Genomic DNA, 12,689 nt, shown 5'->3' with positions numbered 1-12,689 from the left:
TCGGGGAGCGGCGGCTGGTCCGGCGCTCCTGAGTCCAGGGAACAGCATGTGATGTGCCAGATCCCACACTCGCAGGTGATCTCTGGACGATGACCACTCGGCGCTCAGCCCGCGTGCTGATCGAGCCGCGCCACGGTCGAGGGCGGTGCTCAGCGCACCATCCGGACCGCATCGAGCCCGTGCGGGCCGATCGGTTCGTGCTTGACGGTGCCGTCCCGCTCGAAGCCGTTCCGCCGGTAGAAGGCTTCGGCACGCGGGTTGCCGTCGGCGACCCAGAGGAATGCGGGCACCGTGCCGATCACAGCGTCGAGCAACGCCTGTCCGACGCCCGCTCCGTGCTGCGCAGCGAGGACGTAGATGCCCTCGAGCTCGCGGTCCCGTGGGGCCTCGCCGCGACCGGGCCCCGCGGACGCCCAGCCGACGATCGCGTCGCCGACGGTGGCGACGAGCACGTCGACACCGGGCTCGGCGATGATCCCGCGCCATCGTGCCGCGCGGGCATCGACGTCGAGGGCCGCGAGGAACTCCGCCGGCAGGAGGTGGGCGTAGGCCTCGCGCCACGCCTGCACGTGCACGGCGGCGATCGCGTCGGCGTCTCGCACGTCGGCCGGTCGGACGGTGAGCGCGTGCGTGGTCCCCATCCGACGACGGTACCGCTGGCCCTGCCGTCGGCGTCGAACCACGTTCCCGACGTCGAACCAGCACCGGCGGCTGGTTCGATGTCGGAGTCCTGGTTCGACGTGCCGCTGCACAACGCGGAGCACGTCGCGCCGTGGGGTTCCGTGGCGCGAGGTGCTCACGGTTGTGCGGAACGCAGCGCCGCCCCGCGGCACCGCGACCCCGCGGCACCGCGACCCCGCGGCACCGCGACCCCGCGGCACCGCGCCCGCGGCACCGCGCCGACCGCGCAGCGCTACGGCTGCAGCCGCGCCACGTCCCAGCCGTCGCCGGCGCGGACGTACTGCAGCCGCCGGTGCATCCGGTCGCGGCTGCCCTGCCAGAACTCCACCACGTCGGGCTCGAGCCGCCACGCCACCCAGCCCTCGGGGCGCGGCACGTCGTCGTCGCTCTCGTCGAGCAGCACGTTCGCGTCGTCGATCAGGTCCTGCAGCGTGCGCGGTTCGAGCACGTCCGACTGGTCGGCGATCGCGGTGGCGGCGCGTGACTTCGGCGAGCGGTCGGCGAACAGCGCGTCGGACTCCTCGTCGGACAGCTGCACGGCCCGGCCCTCGAAGCGCAGCTGCTGCATGCTCTCGCGCCAGTACACCTGCAGCGCCGCGTGCGGGTTGTCCGCGAGCTGCCGTCCCTTCGGGCTCAGGGTCGAGGTGCCGAACACCAGCCCGCGGTCGTCGAGCCGCTTCACGTCGACGGTGCGGGCGGACACCCGCCCGTCGGTGCCGGCGGTCGCGAGGGTCATCGACATCGGCTCGGACACCTCGCGCTCCGCGGCGCCGTCGAGCCAGGCTCGGGCGACGTCGAACGGGGACGCGGGAGGCGCGTCGAACTCGGGCAGGTGCAGGGAGTCGTCACCGGAGAGCGAACTGGACATGCCCCCACCCAACCGTGCTCAGTCGGTCCACGTCCAGGTCGCCGGGGGACGACCGCCCCGGCCGGTGGGCGTCGGGGAGGCATCGGTCCGGACGAGCGCGGGGTTCGTCCGGAGTGCACGGTTGAGGTTGCCGGCATCCGGGGCGGTCCCGTGGAGCGCCGCGTGGAGTACTGCCGCCGCACTCGTCGGGAAGACGTCACCGAGCAGGGCGCGTGTCATCGGGACGTCCCGCCAGAGCCGGGTGCGCACCTGGTCGAGGGCGGCCCGCACGATCGTGTCGTGGTCGAACGGGAGGCCCAGGTCGCCCCCGTCGGTCGACCTCCACACCACGGGCCCGCCGTCCACCGCCGGTGCCACGACCGCCGCGAACGCGATGCTGATCGCGGTCTCCCGCGGGTCGCGGGACGGGCCGTCGAACGCACCGACCTGTGCGAGGTGCCGCACCGCCCCGGTGCCGATGGCGGCCTTGGTGCGCAGGGCGCGCCGTGCACCGTCGGCGAGGCGTTCCGCAGCGTCCAGGAGCACGCCGGGCAGTGCCTCCCGACCGGCGTACGGGTCGTACGCCCGGCGCGCGGTGGCGACCCGCAGACCCTCCGTCACCGTGAACGACACCGGGACGACGTCGATCGCGATGAGCGGCTGGTCGCGGGTCGCCGTGTGGGCGTCGGTCACACCGACGCCCGGCGGGCCGCGCGGGCGGCGCGTTCGGTGCGGAGCGTCTCGCGCACGTCGGCGAACGACTGGTGCACCCGGAAGCGGCCGTCGACCCAGACGGGCTGGAGCAGGCTGGTCGCCTCGTCCTCGGCGGTGGCCTCGTCGGTCTGGCGGATCTCGCCGGTGTCGTCGCGGTGCAGGGCGATGCGGCCCTTCGCGCTCTTCTTGCCGCTGCCGGTCTTCGGGTCCTTCTGGATGTCGACCGGCTGCCCGTCGACGAGGGCCCACGTGGCCTTCACGGCGCTGCCGAGGTTGTCGCGCGTCATGTACTGGTACGTGTACGACCCGATGCCGAGCACGACGTTGTCGCTCGCGTAGCCCTTCGCGGCGAGGCGCTCGTAGATGCGACGGGCACGGTCGAGCGTGATGCTGTCGCCGTAGATGACGCCGATGTGCTGGTCGAGCACCTTGAAGCCCCGCTCGTTGACGGTGTGCCCGAACAGCTCGTCGAGGAGCTCGACGACGCCCTTCTCCTCGTGGCTGCGCGACGGGTCGGTCAGCGCTGCCTGGTCGACGCCGTGCACGGTGCCGGTGACGATGTCGACCGGGTCGCCGGAGTCCGGGCGGATGACGAGCTTGCCGTCGCGGGCCGTGATGCGGTCCTCGAGCTGCGGGAGCGTCTCGGTGATCACCTTGAACAGGTCGAAGCCGTCGCTCACCGCCGAGACGATGCCGGTCGGGTACACGTCGAGGATCTGCGCGAACGTCTCGAGCTCGCCGTCGGCGCCGCGGACGCACATCACGCTGTGCTCGGTGGCGGGGACGCTGGCCGCCACCCAGCCGTTGTCGCCCGGGTAGTAGCGGTCGATGAAGTCGAGCGACGGCATCGAGTCGGTGCCGAGGAACGACAGCAGGTGTCCGGCACCGCCCGCGGCGGCGGACTCGATGCTCGTCTGCCCGCGGAACGAGAAGTCGTGGGCGGCGAAGTCGATGCTCGCCGGGTCGGCGCCGGTGCGCTCGGCCCACTCCTCCATGAGGTCCCGGTACTCGAGCGCCTTCGTCGCGACGGTCGAGGGGTGCCAGATCGACGCCGACAGGGCGGTCTCGATGTAGTTCGGCAGCCAGAAGAAGTCGTCGAGGGTGTTCTCGACCGTCAGCGTCGCGACGCCGATCGGGGCGAGGGTGCCCTCGGGGAGCGCCCGGATCTCGAGCGGGAGGTACCCGAGGCGGTGCAGGGCGCGGACGTGGTCGACACCGATGTGGTTCGGGCCGAAGTAGCCCTGCAGTGCCTGCTCGAACAACCGCGCGACCTCGTCCTCGTCGGCGGCGAAGAACGGCGCCCACGCCTCGACCAGGTACCGCTGCACGAACGCCTGCAGCCCGAAGACCACCGCGTGGGTCGACTCGGGCATGTGCGCGTTCGAGCGGTTCGTCCAGTTGATCAGGATCCGGGTCGTGCCCTCGGGGTAGACCTGCCGGTGCGAGTGCTTGTACCCGTCGACCGCCAGCAGCGGGGCGATCGGGCTCGCGGTGGTGGTGCGGGGCTCGAGGCCCGTCGTGGTCGTCATCGGATCTCCTTCGTGAGGTACGGGCTGAGCGGGACGGTGCGGAGGCCCGGGACGTCCTGCTGTGCGGGGTAGCTGTCGGTGGTGACGATCTCGCCGAAGTGCTCGGCGAGCTGCGGGGCCCGTCCGGAGAAGACGCCGTGCGAGACCCAGAGGCCCAGGCGCTCCGCCGGCAGGCCGGTCGAGCCGGCGAGGCCCGCGAAGGTGCCGCCGCCGTCGCAGATGTCGTCGACGACGAGCAGCCGACCGGTCTCGGGGAGCGGCTCGCACGAGAACCCGTCGAGCTTGCCGGTGTCCGGGTTGCGGTGCTTCTCGGCGCGGAACAGGGGGAGACCGGCTGCCTCGGCGACGAGCGCCGCCCGGGCGACCGCGCCCTTGTCCGGGGCGATGATGCCGCTGTAGTCGGACCCGGCGAGGACGGCGTCGTGCACGACCCGCTCGCTCGGCACCACGGTGAGGCGCTCGACCAGCCCGACGATCACGGGCGAGTGGGGGTCGAAGGCGATCACCTGGTCGATGGCGAAGCCGTTCAGGACGTCCGCGTAGACCTTCGCGCCGAAGGGGAGTCCGCGGTCCTGCCGCGCTCCGGGCAGGTACGGGACGAGCGCCACCGAGCGTGCCCCGCGCTGTCGGACCGCGTCCGCCCACATGCCGAGCATCACCAGGTCGTCGCCGCCGGTGCCGCGCAGGGTCGCGATCTCGGTGGTCGCCCCCGCGTCGGCGTCGTCCCGGACCTTGACGTGTGCCTCGCCCGCGGGGAACCGCATCGTGGAGAACGTCGGTGTCGTCGGTGTGCCCTGGGCGTCCCAGGTGCTGAGTTCGACTGCCATGGTCCGACCGTACCACTGTTCTTGTCGCCATGACAAGAACTTGTCGGGATCAGTGGGCGTACCGCGCGGCGATCCGGTGCATGGCCCGCAGCAGCAGCGGCCCCGGGAGTCGGAGCGCCCACCCCGGCACGAGGCTCCGCACGCGCCGGACGAGCGCGACGGTGCGCCGGAAGCGCCGCTGCTCGCGCGGCCCCCAGGCGAAGCCGTACGCGGTCCGCAGGGCGTCCGGCAGCATGCCGACGGTGACGATCCGGACGAGCGGCATCGCGGAGCGGACCCACAGCGGTGCGAAGCGGGGGTGCAGGAGGTCGCGCACGATCCCGCGCGCATCGTCGGTGACGTGCAGGGTGGGCATGGTCGCACCCCAGTACGCGTCGAACGCGGCCACCGAGTCGAACCAGCAGTCGGCGGGCACGCGCAGGGACGTCGCGATCGGGGCGTAGGCCACCAGGACACGCTCGGCGTCGTCGGGCGACAGGGCGTCGCCGAACAGCTCGTGTGCCCGTCGTGCGGAGTCGAACAGGGTCGCCGCCACCCACCGCTGCCGGTCGACGTCGTCGGCGCCCTCGACCGGTCGGTGCGCCCGGTCGACGAACGCGGTCGCCACGGCAGCGTCGGTCTCGGTCCCGATCACGACGGCGTAGACGAACATCAGGGTGTGGGCCAGCCGCTGCTGCGGTCGGCGGGCGAAGTCGGAGTGCCGTCGGACCCCGGCTGCGACGACCGGGTCCGCGATCTGCAGCAGGATGGCGCGGCCACCGGCCGCGACGGGTGTGCTGTCCGCCAGCCACCGACGCAGGTCGCGGTCGGCGACGTGTCCGTGTGCCGGACGGGAGGCCAGTGGTCCGCCCGTCGCACCGCGTCCGTCCGCCGACCGGTCGCCGTGGCCGGCGGGGCGGGGGTGGGACGAGCCTCCCGGCCGTCGCGTCACGGGCGTGTCCCGGATCGCCGTGCCCGCCGCAGCGCTGCGGTGTCGAGGAACAGGGCTGCGGCCAGGGCCACTGCGCCGCCGATCAGTGCGCCGACCAGCCACGCGACGCTCACGAGCGTGCCGCCCGCAGCCGCCAGCAGTGTCGCGACCAGCCAGATGGCCGGCAGGGGCCACCGGTGCGCCGTCGCGCCGGTGACCAGGGCGAGCACGACACCCGCGACGAGCAGCGGAAGCCAGGCGACCCCGCCGCTCCGGGCACCCGAGTGCGCCGCCGCGGCGACGAGCAGCAGGGACGCCAGCGAGAGGAGCCGGGCCAGCGCGGGCGTCGCACGGACACGGTCGCGGACGCCACGGAGCACGGCCCGATCGTACTGGGCCGTGCTCCGTGGGGGTCGTGCGGGTGTGGTGCTCAGAGCGGCTTCGTGCCGAGGTCGCCGCCGAGGTCCGGACGCTCGGTGTCGTCGTCGTGCTCCCACAGGTCGGGCGAGCCCTCGCGCGGAGCGCCACCGGTGGGGCCGTCGTCGGTTCCGTCGCCCGGCTGGGGCTCGACGGTCTCGCCGGCGACGGCGTCGTTCGTGACGGTCTCGAGGGACTCCTCGGACTCGTCGACCTCGTACGGACCCACGTGCTCGCGGTCCAGGTCGTCGGTGCGGCGCTCCTGGGCGTCGAAGTCGTCGACGGGGCTGATGCCGGGGTCGCTCATGGTGCAGTCCTTCCGTGGGAGGGTCGGGCTCCGGAGCGGGGCGCCGGGGCCGTCGGGCCTTCCTGTGTACGCCGTCCGCCTGACCGGTCGTCCGGTCTGTGGTCGTCCGGTCTGCGCACCCCTCGTCCGGTTTCGCGTCCCGTTCACCTCGGCGTCACCTGCGGTCCACGATCGCGGGTCACACTCGCCGTGCTCGGGGGAGTGGAGCGCGGTCGCCGACGGGTGGTCGAGCGACCGCGCCTTCCCCACCCCGGGTCCGACGCCGGCGCGTCAGACGCGTTCGAGCAGGTGCCGTTCCTCGACGTCGGCCAGCCCGAGGGTCTTGTAGCCGGCGGACTCGAAGAACACCGTCAACCGGTCGTCCTCCGTGCTCATCACCGTCCCTCGACCCCACTGCGCGTGCTCGACGGGCGACTCCGGGGGCCAGGCGTCGTCGTTCGCACCGTCGGCACCGTGAGCGTCCGCGTCCTGGGCGGTCCCGGCCGTGCACGTGTCGCAGTTGCCGCACGGCTCGGCGAGCTCGTCACCGAAGTACCCGAGCAGGAACTGCCGGCGGCAGCCCGAGGTCTCGGCGAACCGGCGCATCATCGCGATGCGCGACTCCTCGATCTCCTCGCGCTCCTTCGCCTGCGCCTTCGCGAGCCCCGCCGCCGCCTCGGCGTCGCGGGGGCCGTCCGGTCGACGGGTGAGACCGTCCTCACCGTCGTCGAGCGCGCCCGCATCGACGAGGGCGTTGGCGGCACGGCCCGCGGTGCGAGCGGCGAGCCCGGAGCGTTCGGCGAGCTCGGAACGGGCCACCGATCCCTCGGCGGGGACGGCGTCGAACACGGCACGGAGGGTGGCCGGGCGCGGCGAGCCGGACGCGAAGAAGCGTCGGAGGCCGAGGTCCTCGGCGCGGTAGTGCATCGTGGCGAGGCCGACGTCGCCGTCGCGGCCGGCACGGCCCACCTCCTGGTAGTAGGCGTCGACCGACTCGGGGACGTCGGCGTGCACGACGAAGCGCACGTCCGGCTTGTCGATCCCCATGCCGAACGCGCTGGTGGCGACGACGACGTCGAGCTCGCCGTCGAGGAACTCGTGGTGGACCCGCTCGCGGTCCCGCACGCGGAGGCCCGCGTGGTACGCCTTCGCCCGGCGACCGCTCTCCACGAGTTCGTCCGCGTACACCAGGGTCTCGGCGCGGGTGGCGACGTAGACGATGCCGACCCCCTCGAGTCCGACGACCTGCTCCACGACCGCCTCGCGCTTCGACTCGTCGTCGGCGTGCCGGGCGACCTCGAAGCGCAGGTTCGGCCGGTCGAAGCCGGTGGCGACGACCAGCGGGTCCCGCATGCCGAGCCGCTCGACGATCTCGGCGCGGACGGGCGTCGAACCGGTCGCGGTCATCGCGAGCACCGGCGGGCGTCCGAGGCGCTCCACGACCTCGCCGAGCACCAGGTAGTCCGGGCGGAAGTCGTGCCCCCAGCTCGACACGCAGTGCGCCTCGTCGACGGTGACGAGCGCGACGCCGGCGTCGCGCAGCCGCTCGACGACCTCGTCCTTCGCCAGCTGCTCGGGGGCCAGGAACACGTACCGGGCCTCGCCGGACGCCACGGCGTCCCACGCGTCCTCGAGCTGCCGGCTGCCCCTGGTGGCGTTGATCGTGACGGCTCGGGGCGCGTCCGGGTGGTCCTCGATGCCGACGACCTGGTCCTCCTGCAGGGCCACGAGGGGCGAGACGACGACGACCGGGCCGTCCAGGGCGAGCGCGGCGACCTGGTAGATCGCGGACTTCCCCGAGCCGGTGGGCATGAGCGCCAGGGCGTCGCGACCGTCGAGGACGGCGTCGACGACCTGTTCCTGCTCGGGGTGGAGGTCCCAGCCGAAGACGTCGGCGGCGCGGGTACGGAGTTCCTTCTGCACCCGTCGACCGTGCCCCGTGCCGCCTGGCCGGCCACCCGGTGACTGCGTCCCCCGGCCACCCGGGGCCGCGAGGGACGAGACGGGGGTGGAGCGTGCCTCCCGGCCGGCGTTCCGCGGTGCCGACGCATCCCGCGGCCGAGCGGGCGCGACCGGTGTCCGGACGGACGTGCTCTCCGTCCATGTGGCGGCGCTAGGGTGGTCGCGGCCGTTGTCTCGACATCGAGCGACCCTCGACGTTGAGTGCGCGACCCGATGACCGATGCCGATCGCACGAACCGTGCGGGAAGAAGAACAGCGTGGATCTTTTCGAGTACCAGGCCAGGGACCTCTTCGAGTCCTACGGCGTCCCTGTGCTGCAGGGCATCACCGCCGACACCCCGGAAGAGGCGAGGGCGGCCGCCGAGCGGATCGGCGGCGTGGTCGTCGTCAAGGCGCAGGTGAAGGTCGGCGGTCGCGGCAAGGCCGGCGGCGTCAAGGTCGCGAAGACCCCGGACGAGGCGTACGAGCACGCGGAGGCGATCCTCGGCCTCGACATCAAGGGCCACACCGTGCAGCGCGTGATGGTCGCCCAGGGTGCCGACATCGCCGAGGAGTTCTACTTCTCGGTGCTGCTCGACCGGGCGAACCGCTCGTACCTGTCGCTCGTCAGCGTCGAGGGCGGCATGGAGATCGAGCAGCTCGCGGTCGAGAAGCCCGAGGCGCTCGCGCGCGTCGAGGTGAACCCGCTCACGGGCATCAACAAGGAGGCCGCGCTCGACATCGCGCGCCAGGCGAACTTCCCGTCCGAGCTCCAGGACCAGGTCGCGGACGTCTTCGTGAAGCTCTACGACGTGTTCGCCGGCGAGGACGCCACCCTCGTCGAGGTGAACCCGCTGGTCCGCACCGGCGACGGGCAGATCCTCGCCCTCGACGGCAAGGTGTCGCTCGACGACAACGCCGACTTCCGCCACGAGGGCCACGCGCAGCTCGAGGACACCGCGAGCGAGGACCCGCTCGAGGCCAAGGCGAAGCAGCACGGCCTGAACTACGTGAAGCTCGACGGCGAGGTCGGCGTCATCGGCAACGGCGCAGGGCTCGTCATGTCGACGCTCGACGTCGTCGCGTACGCCGGTGAGCGCCACGGCGGCGTGAAGCCCGCGAACTTCCTCGACATCGGCGGTGGCGCCTCGGCCGAGGTCATGGCGAACGGCCTCGACGTCATCCTCGGCGACCCGCAGGTGAAGAGCGTGTTCGTGAACGTCTTCGGCGGCATCACCGCCTGCGACGCCGTCGCGAACGGCATCGTCGCCGCACTCGGCATCCTCGGCGACTCGGCGACCAAGCCGCTCGTCGTGCGCCTGGACGGCAACAACGTGGACGAGGGTCGCCGGATCCTGGCGGAGGCGGCGCACCCGCTCGTCACCGTCGCCGAGACCATGGACGACGCGGCCGAGCAGGCCGCCGAGCTCGCCGCGGCCGCGGCGTAAGGAGCACCAGAGCAATGTCGATCTTCCTCAACAAGGACTCGAAGGTCATCGTCCAGGGCATCACCGGCGGCGAGGGCACGAAGCACACCGCGCTCATGCTCAAGGCCGGCACGCAGGTCGTCGGCGGCGTGAACGCCCGCAAGGCCGGCACCACCGTCACGCACGGCGACGTCGAGCTCCCCGTGTTCGGCTCGGTGCGTGAAGCCGTCGACACCACCGGTGCCGACGTCTCGATCGTCTTCGTCCCGCCGGCGTTCGCGAAGGACGCGGTCATGGAGGCCATCGACGCCGAGGTCCCGCTCGTCGTCGTCATCACCGAGGGCATCCCCGTGCAGGACTCCGCGGAGTTCTGGGCGCACGCGAAGGCGCTGGGCGGGAAGACCCGGATCATCGGCCCGAACTGCCCCGGCATCATCACCCCGGGGGAGTCGCTCGTCGGCATCACCCCGGCGACGATCACCGGCAAGGGCCCGATCGGTCTCGTGTCGAAGTCCGGCACCCTGACCTACCAGATGATGTACGAGCTGCGTGACCTGGGCTTCTCGACCGCCATCGGCATCGGCGGCGACCCGGTCATCGGCACGACGCACATCGACGCGCTCGCCGCGTTCGAGGCCGACCCGGAGACGACGGCGATCGTCATGATCGGCGAGATCGGCGGCGACGCCGAGGAGCGCGCGGCCGACTACATCAAGGCGCACGTCACGAAGCCGGTCGTCGGCTACGTCGCGGGCTTCACCGCGCCCGAGGGCAAGACCATGGGCCACGCCGGCGCGATCGTCTCCGGTTCCGCCGGGACCGCCGAGGCGAAGAAGCAGGCGCTCGAGGCCGCCGGCGTCAAGGTCGGCAAGACGCCGTCCGAGACGGCCGCGCTGCTGCGCGAGGTGGTCGCCGCCGCGACGGCGTAGCGGTCCGCACGACCCGACGGACGGGAGGCACGGTGCCGGTGGGCACCGTGCCTCCCGTCCTGCTGTGGACGGTCGGCCAGTCTCCACAGGTGCCGCGCGGCTCGCTCGGTGACCGCGGGACGGCACGTACCCTGACCACGATGAACCGCCTGGGAACCGCACTGCTGGCCGCCGTCGAGGCGATCGTGACGGTCGGCGTCGGCGTCGGGATCGCCCTCGTGCCGCTGACGCTGCTCTGGGGCTTCGAGTACGGGCTGCAGATCGACTGGGACGTCTTCTGGAAGGCCGCGGGCAGCGTCTGGCTCGTCGGACACGGCGTGGACGTCACGTTCCACCTCGGGACGGCCACGGCCGGCGCGTCCGGCATCGTGGGTGCGGGCGACCCCATCCACGTGACGCTCGCGGCCCTCGGCTTCGCGGTCGTCACGGCCTGGCTCGGAGGTCGGGCCGGTCGGCGGTTCGCCGAGACGGAGCACCGCACGACGGGTCTGCTCGTCGGGACCGCGGGCGTGGCCCTGCTCGGACTCGCCATCGCGTTCTCGTCCACCTCCGCCGCGACCGACCCGGTCGTCTGGCAGGCGATCGTGTTCCCGGCGCTCTGGTTCGCCGTCCCCGCACTCGTGACCGCCGAGGTCTGCCGCATCCGCCGCGGGCTGCCGGCGGACCCGCTGACCGCCCGGTTGCTCGACCAGGTCGGCCGGGTGCCCGTGCTGTGGCGCACCACCGCCGGCTTCGCCCTCCGAGCTGGCACCGCGGTGACCGCCGTCGTGGTCGCGGCCGCCGGGGTGGTCGTCGCCCTCCTGCTCGTCACCTCGTTCGCCGAGGTCATCGCCCTGTACGAGCGTTCGCATGCCGGGGTCATCGGCGGCATCGCGCTCACCGTCGGCCAGCTCGCGTTCCTGCCCGACCTGGTCGGGTGGGCCGTCGCGTGGCTCGTCGGTCCCGGGTTCGCCATCGGCACCGGGTCGAACGTCTCGCCGATCGGCACGGTCCTCGGCCCCATCCCCGGGATCCCGGTCTTCGGCGCCCTGCCCGCCTCCGGCCACACCTTCGGCCTGCTCGGGGTGCTCGTGCCCGTCGTCGCCGGGTTCGTCGTGGCCGGACTGATGCGACCCGGGCTCGTGCGCGCGCTCGGCTCGTCGGACAGCCCGCTCCGCCGAGCGCTCGCCGGAGCGGCCACCGGTGTCGTGGCGGGCGTGCTGACCGGGGTGGCCACGGCGCTCACGTCGGGGTCCCTCGGCCCGGGCCGACTCACCCAGGCCGGGCCGGACGGCCTGCTCGTCGGCGTGTTCGCGGCCCTCGAGGTCGGCGTGCCGGCGGCGGTGGCGCTCGCCGTGGGGAGCGACCTCGTGCGGCTGCCCGAGCGCTCCCGAGGCCGCGAGCGCTGGATCGAGGCCGACGAGGACGCTGCCGACGACGCCCGCGCCGGCTCGCTCGTCGCCGCACTCGACGAGGCCGGTGCCGGGCGCGCCTCCGCGTCCCACCGGTTCACCGTCGAGGAGGCCCACGACTCGTCGACCCGTGCTGCCGTGCCGTCGTCGGGTGCTGCCGCGGCCGCATCGGACGACCACCCGACGGAGCCGATCGCCGACACCGACACCGACGCAGAGCACGACGGCGGGCGCGAGCCCGTCGCGTCGCAGAAGCCCGAGCCCGAGCCCGAGCCCGAGCCCGAGCACGAGCACGAGCCCGTCGTCGCCCGTCGCACACCCGTCGCGGAACCGGACGACGTGCCGCTGCCGGACTGGGCGCGGACCGACGCGGTCGCCGCCGAGCGGGTCGCTCCCGCGCCGGCCGCCCCCGCCCGCAGCGGCATCAGCGGACTGCGGGACCGGCTCCGTGGCGCCGCCGACGACGTCCGCGCGCGTGCCGGCGACCTGCGCGACCGTGCCGGCGACCTCCGCGACCGCGTCGGCGGGACCGGCGCGGGCGGCACGAGGGACGACGGACCGCGACCGGCTGACGAGACGCTCCCGCACGCGCCCGGCACCGAGCAGCAGCCCGCCTTCCCGTGGAGCACCGAGGAGTTCGTCGCTGGCCGTGACGACGCCGACGAGCCCACCCCGGCGACGAGCGCACCGGCAGCGCCCGCGTCCGGTGGCACCCGCTGGGACCAGACCGACCAGATCGCCGAGGACGAGCTGCCCTGGTGGCGCCGTCCGAAGCACGACGCCTAGCGCT

General features: G+C 73.4%; 12 protein-coding genes. 3 read left to right on the top strand and 9 right to left on the bottom strand.

Annotated features, from left to right (window positions below; all coding sequences use genetic code 11):
* Nucleotides 1-149: 149 nt before the first annotated feature.
* From NI26_RS14590 to NI26_RS14550, 9 genes are all read right to left on the bottom strand, one after another.
* Nucleotides 150-641 carry a GNAT family N-acetyltransferase gene (locus tag NI26_RS14590; RefSeq protein WP_066656892.1) on the bottom strand — a complete coding sequence of 164 codons (492 nt, stop codon included), beginning with the start codon at nt 639-641 and terminating at the stop codon, nt 150-152.
* Nucleotides 642-913: 272 nt separating this feature from the next.
* Nucleotides 914-1,549, bottom strand: coding sequence for a pyridoxal 5'-phosphate synthase (locus NI26_RS14585; RefSeq protein ID WP_066656890.1), 636 nt, complete (start codon nt 1,547-1,549; stop codon nt 914-916).
* A gap of 18 nt (nt 1,550-1,567) precedes the next feature.
* The gene (locus NI26_RS14580) at nt 1,568-2,221 is read right to left on the bottom strand and encodes an NUDIX hydrolase (RefSeq protein ID WP_066656885.1); all 654 of its coding nucleotides are present in this window, start codon (nt 2,219-2,221) and stop codon (nt 1,568-1,570) included.
* Nucleotides 2,218-3,771 (bottom strand): nicotinate phosphoribosyltransferase, encoded by a 1,554-nt coding sequence (locus tag NI26_RS14575; RefSeq protein WP_066656882.1) that lies wholly within the window; start codon nt 3,769-3,771, stop codon nt 2,218-2,220. The genes NI26_RS14580 and NI26_RS14575 overlap by 4 nt, the downstream gene beginning before the upstream one ends.
* Nucleotides 3,768-4,598, bottom strand: coding sequence for a hypothetical protein (locus NI26_RS14570; RefSeq protein WP_066656877.1), 831 nt, complete (start codon nt 4,596-4,598; stop codon nt 3,768-3,770). Before NI26_RS14570 ends, NI26_RS14575 begins: the two co-directional genes overlap by 4 nt.
* 49 nt (nt 4,599-4,647) lie before the next feature.
* Entirely contained in the window at nt 4,648-5,529 is an 882-nt protein-coding gene (locus tag NI26_RS16975) for an oxygenase MpaB family protein (protein ID WP_066656870.1), read from the bottom strand.
* Nucleotides 5,526-5,888 carry a hypothetical protein gene (locus tag NI26_RS16970; protein WP_066656866.1) on the bottom strand — a complete coding sequence of 121 codons (363 nt, stop codon included), beginning with the start codon at nt 5,886-5,888 and terminating at the stop codon, nt 5,526-5,528. Before NI26_RS16970 ends, NI26_RS16975 begins: the two co-directional genes overlap by 4 nt.
* A gap of 50 nt (nt 5,889-5,938) precedes the next feature.
* On the bottom strand, nt 5,939-6,232 hold the full coding sequence (locus NI26_RS14555; RefSeq protein WP_066656863.1) for a hypothetical protein: 294 nt from the start codon (nt 6,230-6,232) through the stop codon (nt 5,939-5,941).
* Nucleotides 6,233-6,502: 270 nt separating this feature from the next.
* Nucleotides 6,503-8,134, bottom strand: a complete 1,632-nt coding sequence (locus tag NI26_RS14550) for a RecQ family ATP-dependent DNA helicase (RefSeq protein WP_066656860.1) — start codon at nt 8,132-8,134, stop codon at nt 6,503-6,505.
* 296 nt (nt 8,135-8,430) lie between these two features.
* Between NI26_RS14550 and sucC the strand changes: the two genes are divergently transcribed.
* From sucC to NI26_RS14535, 3 genes are all read left to right on the top strand, one after another.
* Complete coding sequence (gene sucC / locus NI26_RS14545; protein ID WP_066656857.1) at nt 8,431-9,600, top strand: ADP-forming succinate--CoA ligase subunit beta; 1,170 nt, start codon at nt 8,431-8,433, stop codon at nt 9,598-9,600.
* A gap of 14 nt (nt 9,601-9,614) precedes the next feature.
* Nucleotides 9,615-10,508, top strand: coding sequence for a succinate--CoA ligase subunit alpha (gene sucD, locus NI26_RS14540; RefSeq protein WP_066656854.1), 894 nt, complete (start codon nt 9,615-9,617; stop codon nt 10,506-10,508).
* A gap of 140 nt (nt 10,509-10,648) precedes the next feature.
* A complete protein-coding gene (locus tag NI26_RS14535) occupies nt 10,649-12,685 on the top strand; it encodes a cell division protein PerM (protein WP_144411387.1) in 2,037 nt (678 codons plus the stop codon).
* The last annotated feature ends 4 nt before the right edge of the window (nt 12,686-12,689 follow it).

The sequence above is a fragment of the Curtobacterium sp. MR_MD2014 genome, assembly GCF_000772085.1.
GTDB lineage: Bacteria > Actinomycetota > Actinomycetes > Actinomycetales > Microbacteriaceae > Curtobacterium.
Note: the sequence above shows the minus strand (reverse complement) of the source record. Positions and strands in the feature narration are given on the sequence as shown.